Source organism: Citrobacter sp. JUb117 (assembly GCF_024809055.1).
In the GTDB taxonomy this organism is placed as follows: domain Bacteria; phylum Pseudomonadota; class Gammaproteobacteria; order Enterobacterales; family Enterobacteriaceae; genus Citrobacter; species Citrobacter gillenii.
In genome coordinates, this window is the sequence record NZ_JANUFB010000004.1 from 128,317 (window position 1) to 154,517 (window position 26,201).

The following is a 26,201-nucleotide window of genomic DNA, read 5'->3' on the forward strand; positions in this document are numbered from 1 at the left end:
GCGTCGCGTTTATCCTTATTTTTGTACAACGATATTTTCTTGTGAGGGATCGACATGCTGCAACTGCAGCTTTTCCGTTGCGATCCGTTCAACACGGCTATGGTCACCGAGAGCGTTCTCTTCGAGGATCAGGTTACGCCATTCGATATCCAGTGCATCGCGTTCCAGAACTAACTGTTCACGCTGCGCGGTCAGTAACCGCGTATGGTGCGCGGTCGTCACGACGGTGACCGCCGTCAAAATAATGCAAATGAACAGGCAGAGTGGCAGCTTCCCGAACCGCAAAAGATCGTCACCGATCACGCCAGGCAAAGCATGGCGCTCGTTACTTCCTATCGATCCTTTAACTTTGCTGAGGGCTTCTGTCACTCTGCTGATCATGCGTTCGTCCTCTCTGCAATGCGCAGAACTGAACTACGGGCACGAGGATTTTCTGCGACCTCTTCTTCACCCGGCATCAACTTGCCTAATGCTCTCAACTCACGGCCGCCCAGCTTTTGGATCTGCGCTTCAGTCATCGGGATCCCCGCCGGAACCTGAGGACCGCGACTTTGTTCGCGCATAAAGCGCTTCACAATACGGTCTTCAAGCGAGTGGAAACTGATGACAGAAAGGCGACCACCTGGAGCCAGCACGCTGAGCGAGCTTTTTAGCGCCTGCTCTATCTCCTCCAGTTCACTGTTCACCCAAATGCGCACCGCCTGGAAGGTACGGGTCGCGGGATGTTTGAATTTGTCTTTTACCGGCATGGCCGCCGCAATGACTTCCGCCAGTTGTTTGGTGCGGGTCATCGGTTCAACGCGGTTACGCTCGACAATGGCGCGAGCAATGCGTTTGCCAAAGCGTTCTTCGCCAAAGGTTTTAATCACCCAGGCAATATCCGCTTCATCTGCCGTTTGCAGCCACTCGGCGGCTGACTGGCCGCGCGTTGGGTCCATACGCATGTCCAACGGACCGTCACGCATAAACGAAAAGCCGCGCTCCGCATCGTCTAATTGCGGAGAAGAGACGCCAAGATCGAGAAGGATGCCATCGATCTTACCGGTTAGCCCGCGCTCACTCACGTACTCAGCCAGCGCGGAGAAAGGTCCATGAATGATGGAGAAGCGGGGGTCGTTAATGCTCTGAGCCACCGCAATGGCCTGCGGATCGCGATCGATAGCCAGCAAACGCCCCTCTTCGCCAAGCTGCGAGAGGATCAGTCGTGAGTGACCGCCGCGACCAAATGTCCCGTCAATGTAGATGCCGTCCGGACGAATATTCAGACCGTTTACGGCCTCATCCAGCAACACCGTTGTATGTTTAAAATTTTCCATCATCTTATAGAGACAAATCCTGCAATCGTTCCGACAGCGCGCCGGTAACAGATTGCTCAGCGTCGATATCTTCCTTGACCTGTTGATACCAGGTCGTTTCATCCCACAGCTCAAATTTGTTGAACTGCCCAACCAGCATCACTTCTTTTGTTAACCCTGCATGTTGCCGCAAAATGGGTGCTATCAGTAATCGACCGGCGCTATCCATCTGACATTCACTGGCATGCCCCAACAGCAGGCGCTGTACGCGGCGCTCGACCGGATTCATGCTGGACAGACGAGATAGCTTCTGCTCGATAATTTCCCATTCAGGCAGGGGGTAAAGCAGCAGGCACGGGTGATGGATGTCAATGGTGCAAACCATTTGACCGGTAGCACTCTCGAGCAGTTGATCCCGATACCGGGTAGGCACTGATAAGCGCCCTTTACTGTCGAGATTAACTAACGTCGCTCCCCGGAACATGCCCGTCTCACCCCCGATTACCACTTTGTCCCACAAAATCCCACTTATAAGGAGTTTACGGAGCGGAGGAAAACCTTGTCAAGCAAGTCACGGCGCTTAGCGGAGCAAAAAACCCAATGTTTACGGCTAATATCAGCGTTGAACAAATTCCGTACAGCGAACGAAGCAAATTAACGTCATGAATATTTGTAAGAAAAAAATCCAACAACTCATCATTGTTTAAAACAACTCAATATCATCTCGAGAAAATATAAAGTGTCAGTTTGCGACGCGAGCGGCATTTTAGGACAATATGCAGCGAGATAACAGTACCAGTTAATCGGTCTGTACGCCTTGTACGACCAAGGCAGGTGAGAAAAATCTGCAATACAGAAGCAAAGTGTTTGTTAATTCGGCAATTCCCTACAACGATGTAACAAATTAATACAATCGTAACGCGTCGTTACGTATCAATAACGTAAAAATGGTGGGTTGCGTTTTTAATCACGATATATAGAAATTGAATTTCAGACAATTCTAAAGAATATTCTTAAATATAATGAGGTTATTTCTGATAATTGAATAAATGACCGCGCCAGAAGGTTATCGCCTTCCAGCGCGTCCAGCAGAACACCTTAACTCCGACTGAGAATACCGCGGCGATACAGGTTACGCTTGATGCGCGTTAAGCCTGGTTTTGGCTTACGCGGCTCATCCAGACTGGCCAACACGATTTCCAGTACGCGCTCTGCAACGTCGCGATGACGTTGCGCCACCGCCAGTACCGGGCACTGTAGGAAGTCGAGCAATTCATGATCGCCAAAGGTAGCAATCGCTAAATCAGACGGTAGCTGCCCGTCACGACGTAATGTCACATCCATCACGCCCTGTAAAAGCGCAAAGGAAGTGGTAAACAACGCCTGTGGCATCGGGTGCGTTTCCAGCCATTTATCAAACAGCTGCGCGGCGGCTTCCCGCTCATAACTGTTGGCATACAGGAAATTCACTTCACGCGGATCGTCCTTCCACGCGGTACGAAAACCCTGCTCGCGCAGGAAACTCACAGATAATTCCGGCAACGCACCGAGATAAAGGACGGTATCAGCCGGGAACTTACGCAATTCTTCCGCCAGCATTTCTGCATCGTCCTGATCGGCCCCGACAACGCTGGTGAAATGTTCACGATCCAGCGCGCGGTCTAACGCCACAATCGGGAATGCGCTGTTAGCCCAGCGCTGGTAAAACGGATGCTCTGGCGGCAAAGAGGTCGACACAATAATGGCATCAACCTGGCGTTGTAATAGATGTTCAATACAACGCATTTCGTTATCTGGCTGATCTTCAGAGCAGGCAATCAGCAGCTGATAGCCACGCTGACGCGCCTGGCGCTCCAGATAGTTGGCTATCCGGGTATAACTTGTATTCTCCAGATCCGGGATCACCAGCCCGATAGAACGTGTGCGTCCAGCACGTAGCCCGGCTGCCACAGCATTTGGGTGGTAATTATGCTCGCGCACCACCGCCATGACTTTTTCAACCGTTTTGTCGCTTACGCGATATTGCTTTGCTTTGCCATTAATAACGTAGCTTGCAGTCGTTCGCGAAACGCCGGCCAGCCGAGCGATTTCATCCAGTTTCACAATTGCCCCTTGCGTAAAATGTACCAACCATAACCTTTGAGATGGCATGGGTTAAACTATTAACATCTAAGCGCAGAATAATGACCGCGGCAACCGCTTTTGTCTCTGGTTACCGCTGATTTCTCAAAAAAAAGCCCAACCGGTAGCATTGGGCTCACGAATTAATAACTGGGCCATGATTAGCGCATGATTTTATCACCGCGAGAAAGCCCCACCACGCCGGAGCGCGCAACCTCGACGATTTTCGCCACTTCACGCAATGTAGCCAGGAAAGCATCGAGCTTATCGCTGGTACCTGCCAGTTGTACGGTGTAGATGGACGGCGTGACGTCAATGATTTGCCCGCGGAATATTTCCGTATTGCGCACCACTTCTTCACGACCGTAACCGCTGGCCTGAATTTTCACCAGCATGATCTCTCGTTCAACATGAGCCCCCTGTCCCAACTCGCTTACGCGCAGGACATCCACCAGTTTGTGCAGCTGCTTTTCGATCTGCTCAAGGACCTTTTCATCACCCACTGTCTGGATCGTCATTCGCGATAACGTCGGATCGTCCGTCGGTGCGACGGTCAGGCTTTCAATGTTGTAACCGCGCTGAGCGAAGAGACCAATCACTCGTGACAATGCACCCGACTCGTTTTCCAGTAATACTGATAATATCCGGCGCATAATCAGGTCCTCTCCGTTTTGCTTAACCACATTTCATCCATACCGCCTCCGCGAATCTGCATCGGGTAGACATGTTCACTGCCATCAACGGTGACATCGACAAACACCAGACGATGGTTACGCACGTGTTCCAGCGCCTCACCCAATTTGCTCTCGAGTTCATCCGGATGGTTTATCTGGATACCAATATGACCATATGCCTCGGCAAGACGTACAAAGTCGGGCAGTGACTGCATGTAAGACTGCGAGTGACGCCCGGAGTAAATCATGTCCTGCCACTGTTTAACCATGCCGAGGTAACGGTTGTTAAGATTGAGTACCAGCACCGGCAGCTCATATTGCAACGCCGTCGACAGCTCCTGGATATTCATCTGAATACTGCCATCGCCGGTGACGCACACCACCGTTTCATTCGGTAGCGCCATCTTTACGCCTAACGCTGCAGGTAAACCGAATCCCATGGTGCCGAGGCCACCGGAGTTAATCCAACGGCGCGGCTTATCAAACGGGTAGTACAGCGCGGCAAACATCTGGTGCTGACCAACGTCCGAGGTTACATACGCATCCCCTTTCGTCAGACGCCAGAGGGTTTCAATGACAGCCTGCGGCTTAATGCTCTCACTTTGCGTGTCATATTTCAGACACTGGCGCGCACGCCACTGTTCTATCTGCTGCCACCAGTCGCGGTTATCATCAAGCGGTTGCTGCGATTTCTCCTGCGGTAGCAGTTCCAGCATCTGATCCAGCACCAGTCGGGCGTCGCCGACAATCGGAATATCCGCAGTGACGGTTTTCGAAATAGAGGTCGGATCGATGTCGATATGCAGTACGGTCGCATTTGGGCAATATTTTGCCAGGTTATTGGTTGTGCGATCGTCAAAGCGAACACCAACGGCAAAGATCACGTCGGAATGATGCATGGTCATATTGGCTTCGTAGGTGCCATGCATCCCAAGCATGCCCAGCGCCTGACGATGCGTGGCCGGAAACGCGCCCAATCCCATCAACGAAGAAACAACCGGCAGGTTAAGCGCTTGTGCAATCTGGCCAAGTTGTTCATGACAGACCGCATTGACCGCACCGCCGCCAACATATACCACCGGTTTTTTAGCCGCGACCAGCGTTTGTAGCGCGCGCTTTATTTGCCCCTTATGTCCGGTTGTCGTCGGATTATACGAGCGCATACTGACCGACTCCGGCCAGCTATACGGCAGTTTCTTTGCCGGATTCAAAATATCCTTTGGCAAATCCACGACCACAGGGCCTGGGCGACCGCTTGCCGCCAGCCAGAAGGCCTTTTTCAGGACCTGAGGAATATCTTCCGTTTGCTTAACGAGGAAGCTGTGCTTCACCACCGGACGAGAGATACCGACCATGTCGCACTCCTGAAAGGCATCGTAGCCAATCAGCGACGTCGCCACCTGCCCGGAGAGGATCACCAGCGGAATGGAATCCATATACGCCGTAGCAATACCGGTTATCGCATTGGTTGCGCCCGGCCCGGAGGTCACCAGAACTACGCCGACGTCACCCGTGGCACGCGCCAGACCATCGGCCATATGTACGGCGGCTTGTTCATGACGGACCAACACATGATCGATTCCCCCGACCGTATGCAGCGCATCATAAATATCGAGGACCGCGCCCCCAGGATAACCAAATACCTGCTTCACACCCTGATCGATGAGCGATCGCACGACCATCTCGGCTCCAGACAACATCTCCATGGCTTGCCTCCACTCTTATAATGAATAACGGTTTAACAACACATTAACCGCTGAGGATGACGCATGGCAATTGACACCTAAGAGGGGGAATTCGCATGAATAAGAATAAAAAGGAGGTAAGCGCAGAATAAATGGAGATTTAAACCAGCATCCGCTAATGAAATGAGAAATAATCGCTTAAAAATGGAGACTTACAGCGATTAGTCTATTTTTTTACACTTTTGGACAGATGCAGAAAGACAAGTTCAGCACAAAATCTTAGATAAAAAGCCAAAAGCAGAATAAACCAGACGTCTTGCCCGATTTATTCTGTCGAATACTACTGCTTACAGACGGAGACTAATAATTCTTCCATCCATTGGTGGCCTTTATCCCTGCCCGCAGCTTCATGCCAGGAAAGATAGCATGTACGGCTATTCAATTTTAACGGTAAAGGCAATATCTGTAGATCTAACTGCTCAGAGAATTCTTCCGCTAACCAACGTGGTGCAATAGACACCAGATGCGTTTGCGAAACAATATTCAACACGCTGATTAACGCCATACCTTGATAAGCGACACAAGATTGTTTATCCGCAGTGTCATACCAGGGTTGGCTAAATGATGCAAAGCGATCGAGAGATACCACCGCATGCTGTTCATTATAAACATCGTTTTCCAATAATGGACCACTAATACGGGGGTGTTTTCTGCTCGCAACTAACACCATCTCGTCATTGAACAAGGGAATACTGGTGAATTCAGGGCGACGGAACTCTTCATAACTAATAACGAACTCCGTTTCCTGATAACGTAATTGATGTTCGGTATTTTGATTGAGTGAAGATTTAAATGCGACATGAATGTTTGGCGCAACTTGCTCAACCCGATTATAAATCAAGGAGGTCAGAATATTATCCAATGGGCTGCATACGCAGAGGTTGAATACGCGCTCGCTGCTGGCAGGCTCAAACCCCGAACCCGGCAGTTCATTCTGTACCAGTTGCAATGCCTGACGGACGGAGCCAAAGAGTTGGAAGGCCCGTGCTGTCGGCTGGATCCCACGGCCATAACGAACAAAAAGTTCATCATTGAACATAATTTTCAAACGCGCCACAGCATTACTGACTGCAGGTTGCGACATCCCCAGAGTATGCGCAGCGCGGGTAATATTTTGTTCCTGCATTACCGCGTCAAAGACGGTTAATAAATTAAGATCAACCATGCGAAGCTGCGGCTTTCCCATTGTTATAGGATTTGGTTTATCTATTATTTTCACTTCTGGCATATTTAACTCCACTGTCACTCTAAACTCCCTTTTCCCAGACGGAGTGAAGAAATAACCTCCGTTAATATGATTTACCATGCATATAAAATAAGAAAAAGGAAAAACATTAAAATTAGGAAAACATAAAGGTACGAACCTAAATGAACAGAAACCCAATGCGAGCGCAGTGTGGCGGATGTCACTGCACGATGATTCATATGTTTAAATTTCACGAACAATATAACCATAAGCACGACGAATACACAATCATACGCACGGTGAATATATATTTAAGATTTGATTAAATGTTTATATTATTAATACATTAAAAGTTAACATTAATTTATCAATCATTGAGAAGCGTGCCCCCTGCATTCATTCATGGACACTATAAAAACTGATAAATCATAAAGATAAAAAGTGTATCTACACCCCATCTCATCAGCATGCTGTCACAATAGTTGCAAACAAATATGCTCAAATATGTCAAAGCATGAAAAGTATGTACGAACGCACACTGATTTATTTTATGCTTCTCTAAAAATTCAGCACAATTCGCTTAGATTGCAGAGGTGTTTTTCTTCTGAATACGGACGTTTACGGGGAGCGGGGTTGACATCAGCTTTCATATCCAGTACCACTAAAAGCATATCGCATTCGCCTGGAGCCTGATTGATGACTTACATTGTTCGTTTTAACGGTCTACTACTACTAAACGCATCTTCGTTGCGCGGTAGACTGGTGAACGACATTTAGCATTACGTCAGCTCCAGTTAAGACAAAAACCCGCGCCGCTGCGCGGGTTTTTTTATGCTCGAAGCAAGGCGCCAAAAAAGACAAAGGACCTAAACCATGAGCCAGCAAGTCATTATTTTCGATACCACCTTACGCGATGGTGAACAGGCGTTACAGGCAAGCCTGAGTGTGAAAGAAAAACTGCAGATTGCTCTGGCTCTCGAGCGTATGGGCGTTGACGTGATGGAAGTCGGTTTCCCTGTGTCTTCGCCAGGTGATTTTGAGTCGGTACAGACCATTGCCCGACAGGTTAAAAACAGCCGCGTCTGCGCCTTAGCCCGCTGTGTGGAAAAAGATATCGATGTGGCCGCTGAATCCCTGAAGGTGGCTGAGGCTTTCCGCATTCATACGTTTATCGCCACCTCGCCGATGCATATCGCCACCAAATTACGTAGTACGCTGGATGAGGTTATCGAGCGGGCTGTCTATATGGTTAAGCGTGCGCGTAATTACACGGATGACGTGGAATTCTCATGCGAAGACGCCGGCCGTACCCCTATTGCCGATCTGGCTCGCGTGGTAGAAGCAGCGATTAATGCCGGTGCCAAAACCATTAATATCCCCGATACCGTCGGGTACACCATGCCCTTCGAATTTGGCGCAATCATTTCCGGCCTGTATGAACGAGTGCCGAATATCGACAAAGCGATCATTTCCGTGCACACCCACGACGATTTAGGTCTGGGCGTCGGTAACGCGCTGGCCGCTGTTCATGCCGGTGCGCGTCAGGTCGAAGGGGCGATGAACGGGATCGGTGAACGCGCCGGTAACTGCTCGCTGGAAGAAGTGATCATGGCGATCAAAGTCCGCAAAGATATTCTGAACGTACAGACCCGCATTAATCATCAGGAAATCTGGCGTACCAGCCAGTTAGTCAGCCAAATCTGCAATATGCCGATTCCGGCCAACAAAGCGATTGTCGGTAGCGGCGCCTTTGCCCACTCTTCCGGTATTCATCAGGACGGCGTACTGAAAAACCGTGAAAACTACGAAATCATGACCCCGGAGTCCATCGGTCTGAACCAGGTGCAACTGAACCTGACGTCCCGTTCCGGACGTGCTGCGGTCAAACACCGTATGGATGAGATGGGCTATAAAGAGAGTGAATACAGCCTGGACAACCTGTACGACGCCTTCCTGAAGCTGGCGGATAAAAAAGGTCAGGTATTTGATTACGATCTGGAAGCGCTGGCCTTTATTAACAAACAACAAGAAGAACCCGAACATTTCCGCCTGGATTACTTCAGCGTGCAGTCTGGCTCCAATGATATTGCCACCGCCTCCGTCAAGCTGGCCTGTGGCGAGAATGTGAAAGCCGAAGCTGCAAACGGTAACGGCCCGGTCGATGCTATTTATCAGGCCATCAACCGTATTACCGACTACGACATCGAACTGGTGAAATACAGCCTGACCGCAAAAGGCCACGGTAAAGATGCGCTGGGTCAGGTGGATATCGTCGCCAACTTTAACGGCCGTCGCTTCCACGGCGTAGGCCTGGCAACGGATATTGTCGAGTCCTCCGCGAAAGCCATGGTGCATGTACTGAACAACATCTGGCGCGCCGAAGAAGTCGAAAAAGAATTGCAACGCAAAGCTCAAAACAACGAGAACAACAAGGAAACCGTGTGATGTCGAATAATTATCATATTGCTGTTTTGCCGGGTGATGGTATTGGCCCGGAAGTGATGGCGCAGGCCCTGAAAGTACTGGACGCAATTCGTACCCGTTTCGCTATGCGCATTACCACCAGCCACTACGACGTGGGCGGCGTTGCCATCGACAACCACGGTCAACCGCTGCCACCCGCAACGGTTGAAGGTTGTGAACAGGCCGATGCCATTTTGTTTGGCTCCGTGGGCGGCCCGAAATGGGAAAACCTGCCGCCAAACCAGCAGCCGGAGCGTGGTGCCCTGCTGCCGTTGCGTAAACACTTTAAATTATTCAGCAACCTGCGCCCAGCTAAGCTGTATCAGGGGCTGGAAGATTTTTGTCCGCTGCGCGCCGACATTGCCGCCAACGGTTTCGACATCCTGTGCGTACGCGAACTGACGGGCGGGATCTACTTCGGTCAGCCAAAAGGTCGCGAAGGTAGCGGTCAACATGAAAAAGCCTTTGATACCGAGGTCTATCACCGTTTCGAGATCGAACGTATTGCACGCATTGCGTTTGAGTCTGCCCGCAAGCGTCGCTGTAAAGTGACATCGATTGATAAAGCCAACGTACTGCAAACCTCTATTCTGTGGCGTGAAGTCGTCAATGAAATTGCCAATGAATACCCGGACGTTGTCCTGACGCATATGTACATTGACAACGCCACCATGCAGTTGATTAAAGATCCGTCACAGTTCGACGTGTTGCTGTGCTCCAACCTGTTTGGCGACATCCTGTCCGATGAATGTGCGATGATCACCGGCTCTATGGGCATGCTGCCCTCCGCCAGCCTGAATGAGCAGGACTTTGGCCTGTACGAGCCAGCCGGCGGCTCAGCGCCGGATATCGCCGGGAAAAACATTGCCAACCCGATTGCCCAGATTTTGTCACTGGCGCTGTTGCTGCGCTACAGCCTGGACGCTAACAATGCGGCCATCGCCATTGAAAGCGCCGTCAACCGCGCATTAGCAGAAGGTATTCGCACCGGTGATTTAGCCCGTGGCGCTGCCGCAGTCAGTACCGATGAGATGGGCGATATCATTGCTCGTTACGTCGCAGAAGGGGTGTAACCATGGCTAAAACGTTGTATGAAAAGTTGTTCGATGCGCACGTCGTGTATGAAGCGCAGAACGAAACGCCGCTGCTGTATATCGACCGCCATCTGGTGCACGAAGTGACCTCCCCGCAGGCGTTTGACGGTCTGCGGGCGCATAACCGCCCGGTGCGCCAGCCGGGTAAAACCTTCGCCACTATGGATCATAACGTCTCAACGCAAACTAAAGACATTAACGCCTCTGGTGAAATGGCGCGCATCCAGATGCAGGAGCTGATCAAAAACTGCAACGAGTTTGGCGTCGAACTGTACGATTTGAATCACCCTTTTCAGGGCATCGTCCACGTAATGGGACCCGAGCAAGGTGTGACCTTACCGGGTATGACCATCGTCTGCGGTGACTCTCACACCGCCACACACGGTGCGTTCGGCGCGCTGGCGTTTGGTATCGGGACCTCAGAAGTCGAACACGTGCTGGCCACGCAAACCCTGAAGCAAGGGCGCGCCAAAACCATGAAGATCGAAGTCAATGGCACGGCAGCACCAGGGATTACCGCCAAAGACATCGTACTGGCGATTATTGGTAAAACCGGTAGCGCAGGCGGTACCGGCCACGTGGTTGAGTTTTGCGGCGACGCTATCCGTGCGTTGAGCATGGAAGGCCGTATGACCCTGTGCAATATGGCTATCGAAATGGGGGCCAAAGCAGGCCTGGTCGCACCGGACGAAACCACCTTTAACTATGTGCAGGGGCGTTTGCATGCACCGAAGGGCGAGGAATTTGCCCACGCGGTTAATTACTGGAAAACGCTGAAAACCGACGACGGGGCGACGTTTGATACCACCGTCACCCTGCAGGCAGAAGATATTGCGCCACAGGTCACCTGGGGCACTAACCCCGGCCAGGTAATCGCCGTGAACGATAATATTCCCGACCCGGCGTCGTTTAGCGATCCGGTTGAGCGCATGTCGGCGGAAAAAGCGCTGGCCTATATGGGGCTGAAGCCGGGTATTCCGTTGACGGAAGTGGCTATTGATAAAGTGTTTATCGGCTCCTGCACCAACTCGCGTATTGAAGATTTACGCGCCGCGGCTGAAATCGCCAAGGGCCGCAAGGTCGCGCCGGGCGTGCAGGCACTGGTGGTGCCGGGTTCGGGTCCGGTTAAAGCCCAGGCAGAAGCAGAAGGTCTGGATAAGATTTTCATTGAAGCCGGTTTTGAATGGCGCTTGCCAGGCTGCTCAATGTGCCTGGCGATGAACAACGATCGCCTGAATCCGGGCGAGCGCTGTGCTTCCACCAGCAACCGTAACTTTGAAGGTCGTCAGGGTCGCGGGGGGCGTACGCACTTAGTCAGCCCAGCCATGGCTGCTGCCGCCGCCGTAACCGGTCATTTTGCCGACATTCGCCGCATCAAATAAGGAAACTACCATGGCAGAGAAATTTACCCAGCATACCGGCCTGGTTGTCCCCCTGGATGCCGCCAACGTCGATACGGATGCCATTATTCCCAAACAGTTTTTGCAGAAAGTGACGCGTACCGGTTTTGGCGCACACCTGTTTAACGACTGGCGCTTTCTCGATGAGAACGGCCAGCAGCCTAACCCAGAATTCGTGCTGAATTTCCCGGAATATAAAGGGGCGTCTATTCTGCTGGCGCGGGAAAACTTTGGCTGCGGATCCTCGCGCGAACATGCGCCGTGGGCGCTGACCGATTACGGTTTCAAAGTGGTGATCGCCCCAAGCTTCGCCGACATTTTCTACGGCAACAGCTTTAATAACCAACTGCTGCCGGTGAAATTAAGCGACGACGAAGTGGATGACCTGTTCACGTTGGTACAGGACAATCCGGGGATCCGTTTTGAGGTGGATCTGCAGGCACAGGTGGTGAAGGCTGGCGATAAAGCGTATCCGTTTGAAATCGACGCCTTCCGCCGCCACTGCATGCTGAACGGTCTCGACAGTATTGGGCTGACGTTGCAGCACGAAGACGCGATCTCGACTTACGAGAACAAACAGCCCGCGTTTATGCGCTAGTGCTTGTTGTTGCCGGATAAGCGCAGCGTATCCGGCACACCCACTACACATCCTTCACTCGTCCGGTCATCACCAGCGTAACCACCGAAATTCCCGCAATCACCCAGTAGACGGCATAATGCCCATAACTTTGCGCCACCGCCCCCTGAATTACCCCCGCCAGAATCACCCCCGTGGAGATACTATTGGTAAATAAGGTGGTAGCTGAACCCGCCCTGCCCGGCATCAGATCCTGAAACCACAGCATGCCTATTCCGGCAACAATCCCGATGAATACCGCATTAAACAGCTGCAGGACCAGTAGCGCCGTATGGCTATGGAAGAAGATAAGCCCAAGGTAAAACAGCACGCCTGCCGCCACGGCGGTTATCATCATCCGCCGCTTACCAAAACGCTTCACGTAGTAACCCGCCAGAATCATTGCCGGAATTTCCAACCCGGCGGCGGTGCCCATCAGGATCCCGGCCAGTTTGTCCGGTAGTCCCAGTTCAAGGCTAATCCACAGCGGCATATCGATAATGTACATGGTGTTGCAGGTCCACATCAGCGTGGAGGCAATAAACAACATGCGCACATTTTTGTCCTGCCAGCCGCCGGTCTGCTCAAGCGGGACATCGACAGGCTGCTCGACCCGCGCCACCGACGGCAGTATCAGCGCGATCAGCACCAGGCTAACGGCAAATATCCCGGCAGCAATCGAAAACATCATCGTGAAGCCGTAATTTAACGCCAGCATAAACGCCAGCGGCGGCCCAATCACCCACGCCAGCGAAAGCTGCGCACGCATCACCGAGCTGAACATCACCACTTCTCGCGCCGAATTATCCGCATACTCCCGCGCCAGCGCAAACAGCTGCGGCATGGCGGTATTTGCCAGCGAAGCCAGCAGCACCCCGCAGGTGATCAGCGTTAAATAGTGGCGGTTAAAGGCAAACAGCAACGCGTTGCCAATCGCCATCAGACAGCAGAACATGATCAGCTTACGCCGATCGCCCCGACTGTCGGATCGTTTCGCCAAACCAAGGCTGACCGCGATCCCGGCGATCGCATTGACGGTGTAAAACAGCCCAACCCAAAATGGCTGTGCCCCCACCTCGCGACTCAGAAACAGGCTCAGCGTGGGTGCCTGTAACGCGCCCGCTACGCCCATCATAAAGGCAACCAGCATAAACGCCGCATACACGCCGTTAAGGCGCCGTCCCATGGTCATAATCCAGAGCATATCTTTCCTTTTAAGCGCAGCGGAAACGAAAAAAGCCAGCAGATAATACCTGCTGGCGCGGCGATTAACACCAATACTCAGTCACACATGATGTCTGCAATTCCCAATTCAGAGGTCAGTCTTGCAACTCCCACTGCATCAGTTCATCAAGCATCTTTAAGCGCTGCGGCGCACTCAGGCAAGCCAACCAGGACAAACGCGCTGTCGAGGTAAAGTACTTTAAATAGAACTGACGCATAGATGACCCCTTCGTTGTCTCATCGCTTCATCGGAATTCATTATTGGCTTAATATGGGGATAATAAAATTGCTGAGTTTTCCGTGGGAGTTCCCCTTTTATGTCTTCTGGTCGTTTGCAACAACAGTTTATCCGCCTGTGGCAATGCTGCGACGGCAAAACGCAAGACACCACGCTGAACGAGTTGGCAGAGTTACTCAGTTGCTCGCGCCGCCATATGCGTACCCTGCTCAACACCATGCAGGAACGCGGCTGGCTAACGTGGGAAGCCGAGGTCGGTCGCGGCAAACGTTCACGCCTGACCTTTCTCTACACCGGGCTGGCGCTCCAGCAGCAGCGGGCGGAAGACCTGCTGGAACAGGATCGCATTGATCAACTGGTGCAACTGGTCGGCGATAAAACAGCCGTGCGACAAATGCTGGTTTCCCATCTGGGCCGCAGCTTTCGCCAGGGGCGGCACATCATGCGCGTCCTTTACTATCGCCCGATGCGCAATCTGCTCCCCGGTACGGCGCTACGCCGTTCCGAAACCCATATCGCCAGGCAAATCTTCAGCGCCTTAACCCGCGTAAATGAGGAAAATGGGGAACTGGAAGCCGACATTGCCCACCACTGGCAACAAATTTCGCCGCTGCACTGGCGGTTCTTCCTGCGTCCTGGGATCCATTTTCATCATGGTCGCGAGCTGGAAATGGAGGATGTGATCGCCTCACTGAGGCGGATCAACAGCCTGCCGCTGTACTCGCACATTACGCAAATTGCCTCCCCCACGGCCTGGACGCTGGATATCCATCTGGCGCAACCTGATCGCTGGCTGCCGTGGCTACTGGGACAGGTCCCCGCCATGGTCCTGCCGCGCGAATGGGAAACGCTGAATAACTTTTCCAGCCACCCGATTGGCACCGGTCCCTATGCGGTCGTCCGCAATACGAGTAACCAGCTAAAAATTCACGCTTTTGATGATTACTTTGGTTACCGGGCGCTGATTGACGAAGTGAACGTGTGGGTGTTACCGGACATCGCCGAAGAGCCCGGCGGCGGACTCACGCTCAAAGGCCCGACGGAAGATGAAAAGGCTATCGAAAGCCGGCTGGAGGAAGGGTGTTATTACATGCTGTTTGATTCCCGCGCCCATCGCGGAGCCAATCAGGAGGTGCGCGAATGGGTAAGCCGCATACTCTCGCCGACGAATTTAATTTTTCAGGCTGACGAGCAGTATCAACGGCACTGGTTCCCCGCGTACGGATTACTGCCTCGCTGGCATCATGCCAGGCCAGGACTCGGTGAAAAACCGGCGGGACTGGAAACACTGACGCTCACCTACTATCGCGATCATATCGAGCATCGGGTGATTGCGCAGATCATGAAAACATTGCTGGCGGTGCATCAGGTACAGCTGAATATTCAGGAGATCGACTACGATCAATGGCACGCAGGCGAGACCGTCAGCGATATCTGGCTCAACAGCGCCAACTTTACCTTACCGCTGGACTTCTCGCTGTTCGCCCATTTGTGCGAAGTCCCGCTGCTGCAAAACTGTCTTTCTCTGGACTGGGAAAGCGACGCTGCCCGCTGGCGCACCGGCGAGATGAGCCTCGCAGCATGGTGTCAGCAACTGCTTGCCAGTAAAGCCATTGTACCGCTGATCCATCACTGGCTGATCATTCAGGGGCAGCGCAGTATGCGCGGATTACGCATGAATACGCTTGGCTGGTTTGATTTTAAATCAGCATGGTTTGCACCGCCGGACCCGTAGATCCGGCTCTTGATTGCCGCATAGCAACAAAATCATTACACTAACGCCGTTCTCAACGGGGTGCCAATAAAAAACATACACAAAATCATTCATGATGCATCAAGGCGGCAAGCAAACGCAGCCAACGCAGAGGCAGCTTGAAGGATGAAGTGTATGAGGCTGAGAGATACCCGTCGAACCTGATCCGGATAATGCCGGCGAAGGGATTTGAGGCTGTAGCTCAAGTCCTTTGCCACCTAACTCGTCATACTTCAAGCTGCAGATGCGTTGGCTTTCCTCGCTCACCCCAGTCACGTACTACCTGTACGCTCCCGGGGATGCGCTACGTCGCCGCCTTCCTGCAACTCGAATTATTTAGAGTTTTACTTTATGAGGTGCAAAGTGTTTAAAAAATGTCTTCCGCTTTTACTGCTGTGCGCAGCGCCTGCCTTCGCCAAACCCGTTCTGACCGTCTATACCTACGACTCGTTCGCCGCCGACTGGGGCCCCGGTCCAACCATCAAAAAAGCCTTTGAAGCCGACTGCAACTGCGAACTAAAGCTGGTGGCGCTGGAAGATGGCGTCTCGCTACTTAACCGCCTGCGTATGGAAGGAAAAAACAGTAAAGCCGACGTCGTGCTCGGACTGGATAACAACCTGCTCGACGCGGCAATGCAGACCAAACTGTTTGCCAAAAGCGGCGTGGCGAGCGATGCCATCAACGTCCCTGGCGGCTGGAAAAACGACACCTTTGTACCGTTTGATTACGGTTATTTCGCCTTTGTGTATGACAAAAACAAGCTGAAAAACCCACCGAAGAGCCTGAAAGAACTGGTCGAAAGCGACCAGAAATGGCGCGTAATTTATCAGGACCCACGTACCAGCACGCCGGGTCTGGGACTGCTGCTGTGGATGCAGAAAGTGTACGGCGATAAAGCGCCGGAAGCCTGGCAGAAACTGGCGGCTAAAACCGTCACCGTCACCAAGGGCTGGAGTGAAGCCTACGGTCTGTTCCTGAAAGGTGAAAGCGATCTGGTGCTGAGCTATACCACCTCTCCGGCGTATCACATCATCGAAGAGAAGAAAGATAACTACGCCGCCGCCAATTTTAGCGAGGGACACTATTTGCAGGTGGAGGTCGCCGCACGTACCGCCGCCAGCAAACAACCCGAACTGGCGGAAAAATTCCTGACATTTATGGTTTCTCCGGCGTTCCAGAACGCGATCCCCACTGGCAACTGGATGTATCCGGTAACCCAGGTCACGCTTCCTCCTGGCATTGCACAACTGGAAAAACCGTCCACCGCGCTGGAATTCACCCCACAACAGGTAGCAACTCAACGTCAGACATGGATTAACGCATGGCAACGCGCCGTCAGCCGTTAATTCCCGGCTGGCTGCTCCCAGGGCTTTCGGCCGCTACGTTGATAGTGGCCGTCGCCCTGGCGGCGTTTCTGGCGCTGTGGCTGAACGCCCCTCAGGGAGACTGGCTCACACTGTGGCAGGACAGCTACCTGTGGCACGTGGTGCGTTTTTCCTTCTGGCAGGCATTTTTATCCGCTGCGCTGTCGGTGATCCCGGCAATCTTCCTCGCCCGGGCGCTTTATCGTCGCCGTTTCCCTGGGCGTATAGCGCTGCTGCGCCTGTGCGCAATGACGCTGATCCTGCCGGTGCTGGTCGCCGTCTTTGGCATCCTTAGCGTCTACGGTCGTCAGGGCTGGCTGTCCTCACTTTGGCAGGCTCTCGGCCTGGAGTGGACGTTTTCACCGTACGGTCTGCAGGGCATTCTGCTGGCACACGTCTTTTTCAACCTGCCGATGGCCAGCCGTTTACTGCTGCAGTCGCTGGAGAATATTCCCGGCGAACAGCGGCAGCTCGCCGCGCAGCTAGGTATGCGCGGCTGGCATTTCTTCCGCTTCGTTGAATGGCCGTGGCTACGCCGCCAAATCCCTCCGGTAGCGGCGCTCATCTTTATGCTGTGCTTCGCCAGTTTTGCTACCGTGCTGTCGCTCGGCGGCGGGCCGCAGGCGACCACCATCGAGCTGGCTATCTATCAGGCGCTGAGCTTCGACTACGATCCCGCCCGCGCCGCCATGCTGGCACTGATCCAGATGATTTGCTGCTTAGGACTGGTGCTGCTCAGCCAGCGCATGAGTCGAGCGATAGCCCCCGGCACCACGCTGGTACAAGGCTGGCGCGATCCCGACGACCGCCTGCACAGCCGAGTGACCGACACCCTGCTGATTATTCTGGCGCTGCTGCTGTTACTCCCGCCGCTGCTGGCGGTGATTGTCGATGGTGTTAACCGTCATATTCTGGACGTTCTCGCGCAGCCTGTATTGTGGCAAGCCCTGTGGACTTCGCTGCGTATTGCGCTGGCGGCAGGCCTGCTGTGCGTCATTCTCACCATGATGCTGTTGTGGAGCAGCCGCGAGCTGCGGGCACGGCAGCAAGTTTTAGCCGGTCAGGCGCTGGAACTGAGCGGCATGCTGATCCTCGCAATGCCGGGCATCGTGCTGGCAACCGGGTTCTTCCTGCTGCTCAATAACAGTATTGGACTGCCGGACTCTGCCGACGGCATTGTGATTTTTACCAATGCACTAATGGCCATCCCTTATGCGCTGAAAGTGCTGGAAAACCCGATGCGTGACGTAACGGCGCGCTACAGCATGTTGTGCCAGTCTTTAGGCATTGAAGGATGGTCGCGGTTGAAAGTGATTGAGCTGCGTGCGTTGAAACGCCCGCTGGCGCAAGCCATGGCCTTCGCCTGCGTCCTGTCGATTGGCGATTTTGGCGTGGTAGCCCTGTTTGGCAACGAGGACTTCCGCACGTTACCGTTTTACCTCTATCAGCAGATTGGCTCCTATCGCAGTCAGGATGGTGCAGTCACCGCATTATTGCTGCTGATCCTGTGCTTTACGCTGTTTACTGTTATTGAGAAATTACCGGGTCGACATGTTAAAACTGATTGATATCACATGGCTGTATCACCATTTACCCATGCGCTTTACGCTGTCGGTCGCGCGCGGTGAACAGATCGCCGTGCTGGGACCCAGCGGCGCCGGGAAAAGTACGCTATTAAACCTGATTGCCGGTTTTCTGGCACCAGCCAGCGGCACAATGATGATTGGTGGTGAGGATCATACCCGCACGCCGCCTTCTCGCCGCCCTGTCTCCATGCTGTTTCAGGAAAACAATCTGTTCAGCCACCTGAGTGTGCAACAGAATATCGCCCTCGGCCTTAACCCTGGGTTGAAACTGAACGCGCAGCAGCAGGAGAAAATGCGCCACATTGCTCAACAAATGGGACTCGACATGTTGCTGGAAAGGCTTCCTGGCGAGCTTTCCGGCGGGCAACGCCAGCGTGTAGCCCTGGCGCGCTGCCTGGTGCGGGAACAGCCCGTGTTGCTGCTTGATGAACCGTTCTCCGCGCTCGACCCCGCCCTGCGTCAGGAAATGCTCACACTGGTGGCCGACGTGTGTCGTGAGAAGCAGCTGACGCTGCTGATGGTGTCCCACAGCGTAGAAGACGCCGCGCGCATTGCGCCACGTTCAATCGTAGTCGCCGACGGGCGCATTGCGTGGCAAGGTAAAACAGATGAGCTGTTGAGCGGTCACGCCAGCGCCTCGGCGCTGTTGGGTATTAAAGCATAGTGGCGCAATTTGCGGCCCGTTGGCCGGATTAGCGCCAGCGCCATCCGGCAAAATAAGCCCTAATAGCCCACCACTTTGCGCAGGATATCGATATACACCGGCATCAGCGGATGGCGGATCAGTGCGACCAGCGCCACCACGCCGATCCCGAGAACAAGCGGCGCCAGATACAGCAGTCGACCTCGCGGCAAATAAACGGTTAAGCGATCAACAGCCGCTTTGCCGCTACGCCATAGCCGCCAGCACAGCCATCCCCCGACCCACAGCAATAGTGCGGTCGCCAGCAATAGCCATTTGAAATCGCCGCTCTGTACATCTGAGGGAATATCAATTGCCGCGCCCGCCAGGATACCCGGCAGAAAATAAAACGGCGGCCACAGTACACAGCCAATGATATTAGGCACTATAAATTTGGCGACAGGCAGATCAAGCATCCCCGCCACCATTGGCACCAGCGGACGCGTCGGACCAACAAAACGACCTACCAGAATAGTAAACATGCTGTGCTGATGAAGCGCATGTTCAGTTTTATCCAGTAACGCCTTGTTCTTTTTCATAAAAGACCAGCGATGCAGCGGCTTTTTAAAACGCCAGCCCAGCCAGAAGGAGATCCAGTCCCCCATCAGGCAGCCGACAATGCCCGCAAGCCAGGCATGCCAGAAGTTCAGTTCACCGCTACCAATCAGCGCACCCAGTCCGGCCATCAGCACGGTACCGGGTAAAATTAAGCCCACCAGCGCCAGCGACTCCAGAAAAGCCACCAGCAGTACGGCTATCAAAGAGTATACGGCGGACTGGAGAATAAAATGTTCCAGCAATGCTTGCATAATGTGTCCGTCAGATTTACGAAGCAAGGATTCTGATAACCCTTCTCAACTTCGTCAAGCCATCATTCGTATGAATAGTTTGCGAGATATGACAACTTTTCGGACACATCATTCACTTTTTATTCACAGCCAGCGCGAAACTCGCTCGGGCTGGCGCCGGTACATTTTTTGAAAACGCGGGAGAAATAGAGCTGATCGTCAAACCCGACGTTGCGCCCGACGGTGGCGATCGGCATGCGCGTGGTGCTCAACAGGAGCTTCGCCTGGCTGATTCGCTGATCCTCACGCCAGCTGAGTACGCTGATGCCGAGCTGCTGGCGGAACAGGTGCGACAAACGAGACGGCGACAGGCAGACATGCTGCGCGACGCTGGCAATATCAAAATTGCTGTCCGCCAGGTGATCGCTGATGTACTGACAGGCATCACGCACGCGGTTATCCATGGGGGGATGCAGCGATTCATTAATTGCTTCCATACGTCTGAGCAGCAGTTGTTCCAGCAAATTGATCGCCAACAGCTCAGAGTAACGACCCTCCCGTTGCCCGGCGCTGATTATCTGGCCGAACAGTTCGTTGAAGTGTGGCTGATGCGCTTCATCCGGGCGGAAAAAACCAGTCTGTGCAAAAATCGCCGGCCAGGTAAGCCACTCCTGCCAGTAGGCGCGAGGTCGAAAGTAGACCCACTGGTGGTACCATTCACTGGCATCGGGATGGCGGCCGTAATGGTGAACTTCACCCGGCGGAAACAGCAAAATATCACCCGGTCGGCAAACAAACTGCTTACCTTGATTGTTGATGACCCCTTCCCCGCGAATGGTCAGGTTCAAGATATAGCCCTTCATTCCCAGCGGTCTGTCGATAAAAAAATCCAGGTACCCGTTCGCCTCAATAGGGGTTAATCCCGCCACTAAATGCGCGTTAAACGAGTAGCCCGGCAACAGGGGATCGTTTTGCGGTTCAGCCATAATTTCAATACTCCCGGTGTTCTGATAAGAAACAAATCGTCCATATTATGCAAGATATCGTCACCGTCGCCCCTGTAGACCGTTATGGTTTCAGTGATGGACCATCAACCCCGCATGCGAAAAGCATTTTGTAAAAAACATGTCCTGCGCCAACGATAAAAACGGCTAACAAAAGTGTCTATAACTACGGCAGAAATGTCCACATTGAATATTTGCACGGCGTCACACTTTGTGATGCCACAGCATTTTAGTCCATAAGATTAGCGGATCCTGCCTGACGGTTTTTACCCCCATTATCTACTGTTTATCCATACCCGTATTTTTGGATGGAGTAAGACGATGGCGATTGCAATTGGCCTCGATTTTGGAAGTGATTCAGTACGCGCTTTGGCGGTGGAATGTGCCACCGGCGAGGAGATTGCCACCAGCGTAGAGTGGTACCCACGTTGGCAGGAAGGGCAATATTGCGATGGCCCAAACAACCAGTTTCGCCATCACCCGCGTGACTACATTGAATCCATGGAAGCCGCACTGAAAACGGTCCTCGGCGAACTGAGCGCAGAACAGCGTGCGGCAGTGGTCGGGATTGGCGTTGACAGCACCGGTTCAACCCCTGCGCCTATTGATGCCAACGGCAACGTCCTCGCACTCAGAGAAGAGTTCGCCGAGAACCCGAACGCGATGTTCGTCCTGTGGAAAGACCACACGTCAGTCGAAGAAGCCGAAGAAATCACCCGCCTGTGTCATACGCCGGGCAAGGTCGATTATTCCCGCTATATCGGCGGCATTTATTCCAGTGAATGGTTCTGGGCAAAAATCCTGCACGTTACCCGCCAGGACAACGCAGTCGCGCAGGCTGCCGTGTCCTGGATTGAGCTGTGCGACTGGATCCCCGCCCTGCTCTCTGACACCACGCGCCCACAGGATATTCGTCGCGGACGCTGCAGCGCCGGTCACAAATCCCTGTGGCATGAAAGCTGGGGTGGCCTGCCGCCAGCCAGTTTCTTTGATGAACTCGACCCCCTCATCAACCAACATCTGCAATACCCGATGTTTACCGATACTTTCACCGCAGACCTGCCAGTGGGCACGCTCTGTGCGGAATGGGCACAGCGCCTGGGTCTGCCGGAAAGCGTGGTCATTTCCGGCGGTGCATTCGACTGCCATATGGGCGCTGTCGGCGCGGGCGCACAGCCAAATACCCTGGTGAAAGTCATTGGCACCTCGACCTGCGATATTCTGATTGCCGACAAAGCCAGCGTCGGCGAACGCGCAGTAAAAGGCATATGCGGCCAGGTTGATGGCAGCGTGGTGCCGCACTTTATTGGCCTGGAAGCCGGTCAATCCGCCTTCGGCGATATCTATGCCTGGTTTAGCCGCGTGCTGAGCTGGCCGCTGGAGCAGCTTGCTGCGCAGCACCCGGAACTCAAAACGCAGATTAAAGCCAGCCAAAAACAGCTGCTGCCTGCGCTAACCGAAGCATGGGCAAAAAATCCGTCTCTGGACCATCTGCCGGTAGTACTCGACTGGTTCAACGGGCGTCGTACACCCAATGCCAACCAACGTCTGAAAGGGGTCATTACCGACCTTAACCTCGCGACCGACGCACCAGCGCTGTTTGGTGGATTGATTGCCGCAACGGCGTTTGGCGCACGCGCCATTATGGAATGCTTTACCGAACAAGGCATCGCAGTGAATAACGTGATGGCGCTCGGCGGCATCGCACGTAAAAACCCGGTCATCATGCAGGCCTGTTGTGACGTCCTTAATCGTCCGCTGCAGATTGTCGCCTCAGACCAGTGCTGCGCGCTTGGTGCGGCAATTTTTGCCGCCGTTGCCGCAAACGTGCATGCCGATATCCCCGCCGCCCAGCAAAAAATGGCGAGTGCCGTGGAAAACACACTGCACCCTCGTCCTGAGCAGGCTCAACGTTTTGAACAACTGTATCGCCGCTACCAGCAGTGGGCGGTAAGCGCCGAACAACAATACCTTCCGACTGCCGCACCGGCGCACAAAGCCCCGGTAGATCTGGCAACCCTGACACATTAAGGACACGACAATGACGATTTTTGATAACTATGAAGTGTGGTTTGTGATTGGTAGCCAGCACCTGTATGGCCCAGAAACCCTGCGTCAGGTAACCCAGCACGCCGAGCACGTTGTTAACGCACTGAATACTGAAGCTAAACTGCCCTGCAAACTGGTGTTAAAACCGCTGGGAACATCGCCTGACGAAATCACGTCTATTTGCCGCGATGCCAACTATGACGATCGTTGTGCGGGCCTGGTGGTCTGGCTGCATACCTTCTCACCGGCCAAAATGTGGATCAACGGCCTGACCATTCTCAACAAACCGCTGATGCAGTTCCATACCCAGTTCAACGCCGCCCTGCCGTGGGACAGCATTGATATGGACTTTATGAACCTGAACCAAACTGCACACGGCGGCCGTGAGTTTGGCTTCATCGGCGCGCGTATGCGCCAGCAGCATGCCGTGGTCACCGGTCACTGGCAGGATAAGCAAGCGCACGAGCGTATCGGTTCCTGGATGCGCCAGGCCGTGTCCAAACAGGATACCCGCCATCTGAAAGTATGCCGTTTTGGCGACAACATGCGTGAAGTTGCAGTCACTGACGGCGATAAAGTGGCTGCTCAGATCAAATTTGGTTTCTCGGTGAACACCTGGGCCGTGGGCGATCTGGTACAGGTAGTGAACGCGATTAGCGATGGTGAGATCAACGCGCTAATCGACGAATATGAAAGCACCTACACCATGACGGCTGCAACGCAAATCCACGGTGACAAGCGACAGAACGTGCTGGAAGCCGCCCGTATTGAACTGGGCATGAAGCGTTTCCTCGAACAGGGTGGATTCAATGCCTTTACCACCACGTTTGAAGATTTGCACGGCCTGAAACAACTTCCGGGTCTGGCCGTACAGCGTCTGATGCAGCAGGGCTACGGCTTTGCAGGCGAAGGTGACTGGAAAACTGCCGCGCTGCTTCGCATCATGAAGGTGATGTCAACCGGCCTGCAGGGCGGCACCTCATTTATGGAGGATTACACCTACCACTTCGAGAAGGGCAACGATCTGGTGCTCGGCTCGCACATGCTGGAAGTGTGCCCGTCGATTGCCGTAGAAGAAAAACCGATCCTCGACGTGCAGCACCTGGGCATTGGCGGTAAAGACGACCCTGCTCGTCTGATCTTCAACACCAAAACCGGCCCGGCCGTGGTTGCCAGCCTGATCGATCTCGGCGATCGCTATCGTCTGCTGGTCAACTGCATTGATACAGTACAAACCCCGCACGACCTGCCGAAACTGCCGGTGGCGAACGCGCTGTGGAAAGCCCAGCCGGATCTGCCTACCGCGTCTGAAGCCTGGATCCTGGCTGGTGGCGCACACCACACCGTCTTCAGCCATGCGCTGGATCTGAATGACATGCGTCAGTTCGCTGAAATGCACGATATCGAGATCGCGGTGATCGACAACGATACCCGCCTGCCGGCCTTTAAGGACGCGCTGCGCTGGAACGAAGTGTACTACGGGTTCAAACGTTAATTATCGAAACGGATTGCCCGGTGGCATTTCATTTACCGGCCTACAAATCACCGTAGGCCGGATAAGCGTAACGCCATCCAGCATTCAGGAGTTAACATGCTAGAAGATCTTAAACGTCAGGTCCTGGAAGCGAATCTGGCGCTGCCAAAGCACAACCTGGTGACCCTCACCTGGGGGAATGTCAGCGCCGTCGACCGTGAACATGGCGTGTTCGTGATCAAACCTTCCGGTGTTGATTACAGCGTAATGACCGCGGACGATATGGTAGTGGTCAGTATTGCCACCGGTGAAGTGGTGGAGGGGCAGAAAAAACCGTCTTCCGATACGCCCACTCACCGTCTGCTGTATCAGGCTTTCCCGAGCATTGGCGGTATTGTCCACACCCATTCACGTCACGCGACGATCTGGGCACAGGCGGGTCAGTCGATTCCAGCCACAGGAACGACCCACGCAGACTATTTCTACGGCGCTATTCCCTGCACGCGAAAAATGACCGATGCAGAAATTAACGGTGAATACGAGTGGGAAACCGGGAATGTGATCGTTGAATCCTTTGAAAAACAAGGTATTGATGCGACACTAATGCCAGGCGTACTGGTACATTCTCACGGCCCGTTTGCATGGGGTAAAAACGCCGAAGATGCCGTTCATAACGCGATTGTGCTGGAAGAGGTTGCCTATATGGGGATCTTCTGCCGCCAGCTCGCACCGCAGCTACCGGATATGCAGCAAACGCTGCTGGACAAGCATTATCTGCGTAAGCACGGTGCTAAAGCCTACTACGGACAATAATCTTCTTTTATAAGCGCGTAGATAAACTACGCGCTCCAGTATCATTATTCGCTGAAGTATTCAGCAAAGGAAGCTTGATATACGCAATCATTTGAGCAGAGATAGTCAATTACAGTATCACAATGCCCATTATCTTGATCGCCCTCCACACAATGGAAAAAGACATAATCTGAAATTGTAGTCTGCCACTTCTGACCATTCACCACGTAATTAATAACCGTATCACGATGACCGTTGCTTTTATCACTACCCTGCCAATGGAAAAAAGCATTGCCATCATCAATAACTTCAGCATTCCACAGTTGACCGTTCCATGTTTTATATAAAATAAATTTACTCACGGTCTTTACAGCAGGGTTAGCCAGCAATGTATTAACAAACATATAGTTACTGTACTTGACGCTAAGTTGCTGTTTAGAGAAAATATTCATAAAGACTCCATTCTCATATTAATTACATGAAATATAATAAACATTTGAAGTATCCCAGTTAGCGCTAGAAATAAAATTATATTAAAATAAAAATCAAATAACACAGAGAGATAACCCGACGAAATCGAACTGAAATCCGTTTTTATTCAACAATAGAATCCCAGTTAAATATATTATATTTAACCTACTAGCCCGAACAC

General features: G+C 53.0%; 24 protein-coding genes and 1 riboswitch. Of the genes, 12 read left to right on the forward strand and 12 right to left on the reverse strand.

Features of this window, described 5'->3' with window-relative positions:
* Positions 1 to 15: 15 nt before the first annotated feature.
* From ftsL to leuO, 7 genes are all read right to left on the reverse strand, one after another.
* On the reverse strand, positions 16 to 381 hold the full coding sequence (ftsL, locus tag M2374_RS10595; RefSeq protein WP_115259462.1) for a cell division protein FtsL: 366 nt from the start codon (positions 379 to 381) through the stop codon (positions 16 to 18).
* Positions 378 to 1,319 (reverse strand): 16S rRNA (cytosine(1402)-N(4))-methyltransferase RsmH, encoded by a 942-nt coding sequence (gene rsmH / locus M2374_RS10600; protein ID WP_115259463.1) that lies wholly within the window; start codon positions 1,317 to 1,319, stop codon positions 378 to 380. Before rsmH ends, ftsL begins: the two co-directional genes overlap by 4 nt.
* A gap of 1 nt (position 1,320) precedes the next feature.
* On the reverse strand, positions 1,321 to 1,779 hold the full coding sequence (mraZ, locus tag M2374_RS10605) for a division/cell wall cluster transcriptional repressor MraZ (RefSeq protein WP_005124560.1): 459 nt from the start codon (positions 1,777 to 1,779) through the stop codon (positions 1,321 to 1,323).
* Positions 1,780 to 2,393: 614 nt separating this feature from the next.
* A complete protein-coding gene (gene cra, locus M2374_RS10610) occupies positions 2,394 to 3,398 on the reverse strand; it encodes a catabolite repressor/activator (protein ID WP_096758311.1) in 1,005 nt (334 codons plus the stop codon).
* A gap of 179 nt (positions 3,399 to 3,577) precedes the next feature.
* On the reverse strand, positions 3,578 to 4,069 hold the full coding sequence (gene ilvN / locus M2374_RS10615; RefSeq protein ID WP_096758312.1) for an acetolactate synthase small subunit: 492 nt from the start codon (positions 4,067 to 4,069) through the stop codon (positions 3,578 to 3,580).
* A gap of 2 nt (positions 4,070 to 4,071) precedes the next feature.
* On the reverse strand, positions 4,072 to 5,796 hold the full coding sequence (gene ilvI / locus M2374_RS10620; protein ID WP_181688474.1) for an acetolactate synthase 3 large subunit: 1,725 nt from the start codon (positions 5,794 to 5,796) through the stop codon (positions 4,072 to 4,074).
* Positions 5,797 to 6,115: 319 nt separating this feature from the next.
* Positions 6,116 to 7,063, reverse strand: coding sequence for a transcriptional regulator LeuO (gene leuO / locus M2374_RS10625; RefSeq protein ID WP_181625002.1), 948 nt, complete (start codon positions 7,061 to 7,063; stop codon positions 6,116 to 6,118).
* Between the two features lie 654 nt (positions 7,064 to 7,717).
* Between leuO and leuL the strand changes: the two genes are divergently transcribed.
* The 5 genes from leuL (at position 7,718) to leuD (ending at position 12,576) form a co-directional block, all read left to right on the forward strand.
* Entirely contained in the window at positions 7,718 to 7,798 is an 81-nt protein-coding gene (gene leuL / locus M2374_RS10630) for a leu operon leader peptide (RefSeq protein ID WP_115259466.1), read from the forward strand.
* Between the two features lie 96 nt (positions 7,799 to 7,894).
* Positions 7,895 to 9,466: a 2-isopropylmalate synthase gene (gene leuA, locus M2374_RS10635; RefSeq protein WP_117342317.1), complete on the forward strand. Its 1,572-nt coding sequence runs from the start codon at positions 7,895 to 7,897 to the stop codon at positions 9,464 to 9,466.
* Positions 9,466 to 10,557 (forward strand): 3-isopropylmalate dehydrogenase, encoded by a 1,092-nt coding sequence (leuB, locus tag M2374_RS10640; RefSeq protein WP_181688475.1) that lies wholly within the window; start codon positions 9,466 to 9,468, stop codon positions 10,555 to 10,557. The genes leuA and leuB overlap by 1 nt, the downstream gene beginning before the upstream one ends.
* Before the next feature lie 2 nt (positions 10,558 to 10,559).
* Complete coding sequence (leuC, locus tag M2374_RS10645) at positions 10,560 to 11,960, forward strand: 3-isopropylmalate dehydratase large subunit (RefSeq protein ID WP_181688476.1); 1,401 nt, start codon at positions 10,560 to 10,562, stop codon at positions 11,958 to 11,960.
* Between the two features lie 10 nt (positions 11,961 to 11,970).
* A complete protein-coding gene (gene leuD / locus M2374_RS10650) occupies positions 11,971 to 12,576 on the forward strand; it encodes a 3-isopropylmalate dehydratase small subunit (RefSeq protein ID WP_181688477.1) in 606 nt (201 codons plus the stop codon).
* A 43-nt stretch (positions 12,577 to 12,619) separates the two neighbouring features.
* Here the strand turns inward: leuD and M2374_RS10655 are convergent, their stop codons facing one another.
* The gene (locus M2374_RS10655) at positions 12,620 to 13,798 is read right to left on the reverse strand and encodes a sugar efflux transporter (protein ID WP_181218866.1); all 1,179 of its coding nucleotides are present in this window, start codon (positions 13,796 to 13,798) and stop codon (positions 12,620 to 12,622) included.
* A gap of 115 nt (positions 13,799 to 13,913) precedes the next feature.
* A complete protein-coding gene (gene sgrT, locus M2374_RS10660) occupies positions 13,914 to 14,036 on the reverse strand; it encodes a glucose uptake inhibitor SgrT (RefSeq protein WP_096758320.1) in 123 nt (40 codons plus the stop codon).
* A gap of 99 nt (positions 14,037 to 14,135) precedes the next feature.
* On the opposite strand from sgrT, the gene sgrR reads away from it, so the two are divergent.
* The 4 genes from sgrR (at position 14,136) to thiQ (ending at position 19,424) form a co-directional block, all read left to right on the forward strand.
* Positions 14,136 to 15,791 (forward strand): HTH-type transcriptional regulator SgrR, encoded by a 1,656-nt coding sequence (gene sgrR / locus M2374_RS10665; RefSeq protein ID WP_181688478.1) that lies wholly within the window; start codon positions 14,136 to 14,138, stop codon positions 15,789 to 15,791.
* 46 nt (positions 15,792 to 15,837) lie between these two features.
* Positions 15,838 to 16,015: riboswitch (TPP riboswitch) on the forward strand.
* A 157-nt stretch (positions 16,016 to 16,172) separates the two neighbouring features.
* The gene (gene thiB / locus M2374_RS10670) at positions 16,173 to 17,156 is read left to right on the forward strand and encodes a thiamine ABC transporter substrate binding subunit (protein ID WP_115259471.1); all 984 of its coding nucleotides are present in this window, start codon (positions 16,173 to 16,175) and stop codon (positions 17,154 to 17,156) included.
* Complete coding sequence (thiP, locus tag M2374_RS10675) at positions 17,132 to 18,742, forward strand: thiamine/thiamine pyrophosphate ABC transporter permease ThiP (protein WP_181688479.1); 1,611 nt, start codon at positions 17,132 to 17,134, stop codon at positions 18,740 to 18,742. Before thiB ends, thiP begins: the two co-directional genes overlap by 25 nt.
* Positions 18,726 to 19,424, forward strand: a complete 699-nt coding sequence (gene thiQ, locus M2374_RS10680; RefSeq protein WP_115259473.1) for a thiamine ABC transporter ATP-binding protein ThiQ — start codon at positions 18,726 to 18,728, stop codon at positions 19,422 to 19,424. Before thiP ends, thiQ begins: the two co-directional genes overlap by 17 nt.
* A gap of 59 nt (positions 19,425 to 19,483) precedes the next feature.
* On the opposite strand, the gene M2374_RS10685 is transcribed toward thiQ, so the two are convergent.
* Together M2374_RS10685 and araC are read right to left on the reverse strand one after the other, a co-directional pair.
* Positions 19,484 to 20,251, reverse strand: coding sequence for a DedA family protein (locus M2374_RS10685; RefSeq protein ID WP_096758325.1), 768 nt, complete (start codon positions 20,249 to 20,251; stop codon positions 19,484 to 19,486).
* A 119-nt stretch (positions 20,252 to 20,370) separates the two neighbouring features.
* The gene (gene araC, locus M2374_RS10690) at positions 20,371 to 21,216 is read right to left on the reverse strand and encodes an arabinose operon transcriptional regulator AraC (RefSeq protein WP_117342325.1); all 846 of its coding nucleotides are present in this window, start codon (positions 21,214 to 21,216) and stop codon (positions 20,371 to 20,373) included.
* A 339-nt stretch (positions 21,217 to 21,555) separates the two neighbouring features.
* On the opposite strand from araC, the gene araB reads away from it, so the two are divergent.
* The 3 genes from araB (at position 21,556) to araD (ending at position 25,570) form a co-directional block, all read left to right on the forward strand.
* Positions 21,556 to 23,265 carry a ribulokinase gene (araB, locus tag M2374_RS10695; RefSeq protein WP_115259475.1) on the forward strand — a complete coding sequence of 570 codons (1,710 nt, stop codon included), beginning with the start codon at positions 21,556 to 21,558 and terminating at the stop codon, positions 23,263 to 23,265.
* Positions 23,266 to 23,275: 10 nt separating this feature from the next.
* Complete coding sequence (gene araA, locus M2374_RS10700) at positions 23,276 to 24,778, forward strand: L-arabinose isomerase (protein WP_115259476.1); 1,503 nt, start codon at positions 23,276 to 23,278, stop codon at positions 24,776 to 24,778.
* Between the two features lie 96 nt (positions 24,779 to 24,874).
* Positions 24,875 to 25,570: an L-ribulose-5-phosphate 4-epimerase gene (gene araD / locus M2374_RS10705; RefSeq protein ID WP_181688480.1), complete on the forward strand. Its 696-nt coding sequence runs from the start codon at positions 24,875 to 24,877 to the stop codon at positions 25,568 to 25,570.
* A gap of 44 nt (positions 25,571 to 25,614) precedes the next feature.
* On the opposite strand, the gene M2374_RS10710 is transcribed toward araD, so the two are convergent.
* Complete coding sequence (locus M2374_RS10710) at positions 25,615 to 26,001, reverse strand: DUF4751 family protein (RefSeq protein WP_115259478.1); 387 nt, start codon at positions 25,999 to 26,001, stop codon at positions 25,615 to 25,617.
* Positions 26,002 to 26,201 lie beyond the last annotated feature (200 nt).

What these genes read in the sequence shown, in the direction of transcription:
- araC (WP_117342325.1), bottom strand. Translation starts at nt 21,216, where the DNA reads ATGGCTGAACCGCAAAACGATCCCCTGTTGCCGGGCTACTCGTTTAAC.
- leuC (WP_181688476.1), top strand. Translation starts at nt 10,560, where the DNA reads ATGGCTAAAACGTTGTATGAAAAGTTGTTCGATGCGCACGTCGTGTAT.
- ilvI (WP_181688474.1), bottom strand. Translation starts at nt 5,796, where the DNA reads ATGGAGATGTTGTCTGGAGCCGAGATGGTCGTGCGATCGCTCATCGAT.
- sgrT (WP_096758320.1), bottom strand. Translation starts at nt 14,036, where the DNA reads ATGCGTCAGTTCTATTTAAAGTACTTTACCTCGACAGCGCGTTTGTCC.
- leuO (WP_181625002.1), bottom strand. Translation starts at nt 7,063, where the DNA reads ATGCCAGAAGTGAAAATAATAGATAAACCAAATCCTATAACAATGGGA.
- ilvN (WP_096758312.1), bottom strand. Translation starts at nt 4,069, where the DNA reads ATGCGCCGGATATTATCAGTATTACTGGAAAACGAGTCGGGTGCATTG.
- leuD (WP_181688477.1), top strand. Translation starts at nt 11,971, where the DNA reads ATGGCAGAGAAATTTACCCAGCATACCGGCCTGGTTGTCCCCCTGGAT.
- sgrR (WP_181688478.1), top strand. Translation starts at nt 14,136, where the DNA reads ATGTCTTCTGGTCGTTTGCAACAACAGTTTATCCGCCTGTGGCAATGC.
- M2374_RS10655 (WP_181218866.1), bottom strand. Translation starts at nt 13,798, where the DNA reads ATGCTCTGGATTATGACCATGGGACGGCGCCTTAACGGCGTGTATGCG.
- araA (WP_115259476.1), top strand. Translation starts at nt 23,276, where the DNA reads ATGACGATTTTTGATAACTATGAAGTGTGGTTTGTGATTGGTAGCCAG.
- thiP (WP_181688479.1), top strand. Translation starts at nt 17,132, where the DNA reads ATGGCAACGCGCCGTCAGCCGTTAATTCCCGGCTGGCTGCTCCCAGGG.
- mraZ (WP_005124560.1), bottom strand. Translation starts at nt 1,779, where the DNA reads ATGTTCCGGGGAGCGACGTTAGTTAATCTCGACAGTAAAGGGCGCTTA.
- ftsL (WP_115259462.1), bottom strand. Translation starts at nt 381, where the DNA reads ATGATCAGCAGAGTGACAGAAGCCCTCAGCAAAGTTAAAGGATCGATA.
- rsmH (WP_115259463.1), bottom strand. Translation starts at nt 1,319, where the DNA reads ATGATGGAAAATTTTAAACATACAACGGTGTTGCTGGATGAGGCCGTA.
- leuL (WP_115259466.1), top strand. Translation starts at nt 7,718, where the DNA reads ATGACTTACATTGTTCGTTTTAACGGTCTACTACTACTAAACGCATCT.
- araB (WP_115259475.1), top strand. Translation starts at nt 21,556, where the DNA reads ATGGCGATTGCAATTGGCCTCGATTTTGGAAGTGATTCAGTACGCGCT.
- araD (WP_181688480.1), top strand. Translation starts at nt 24,875, where the DNA reads ATGCTAGAAGATCTTAAACGTCAGGTCCTGGAAGCGAATCTGGCGCTG.
- leuB (WP_181688475.1), top strand. Translation starts at nt 9,466, where the DNA reads ATGTCGAATAATTATCATATTGCTGTTTTGCCGGGTGATGGTATTGGC.
- M2374_RS10710 (WP_115259478.1), bottom strand. Translation starts at nt 26,001, where the DNA reads ATGAATATTTTCTCTAAACAGCAACTTAGCGTCAAGTACAGTAACTAT.
- thiQ (WP_115259473.1), top strand. Translation starts at nt 18,726, where the DNA reads ATGTTAAAACTGATTGATATCACATGGCTGTATCACCATTTACCCATG.
- leuA (WP_117342317.1), top strand. Translation starts at nt 7,895, where the DNA reads ATGAGCCAGCAAGTCATTATTTTCGATACCACCTTACGCGATGGTGAA.
- M2374_RS10685 (WP_096758325.1), bottom strand. Translation starts at nt 20,251, where the DNA reads ATGCAAGCATTGCTGGAACATTTTATTCTCCAGTCCGCCGTATACTCT.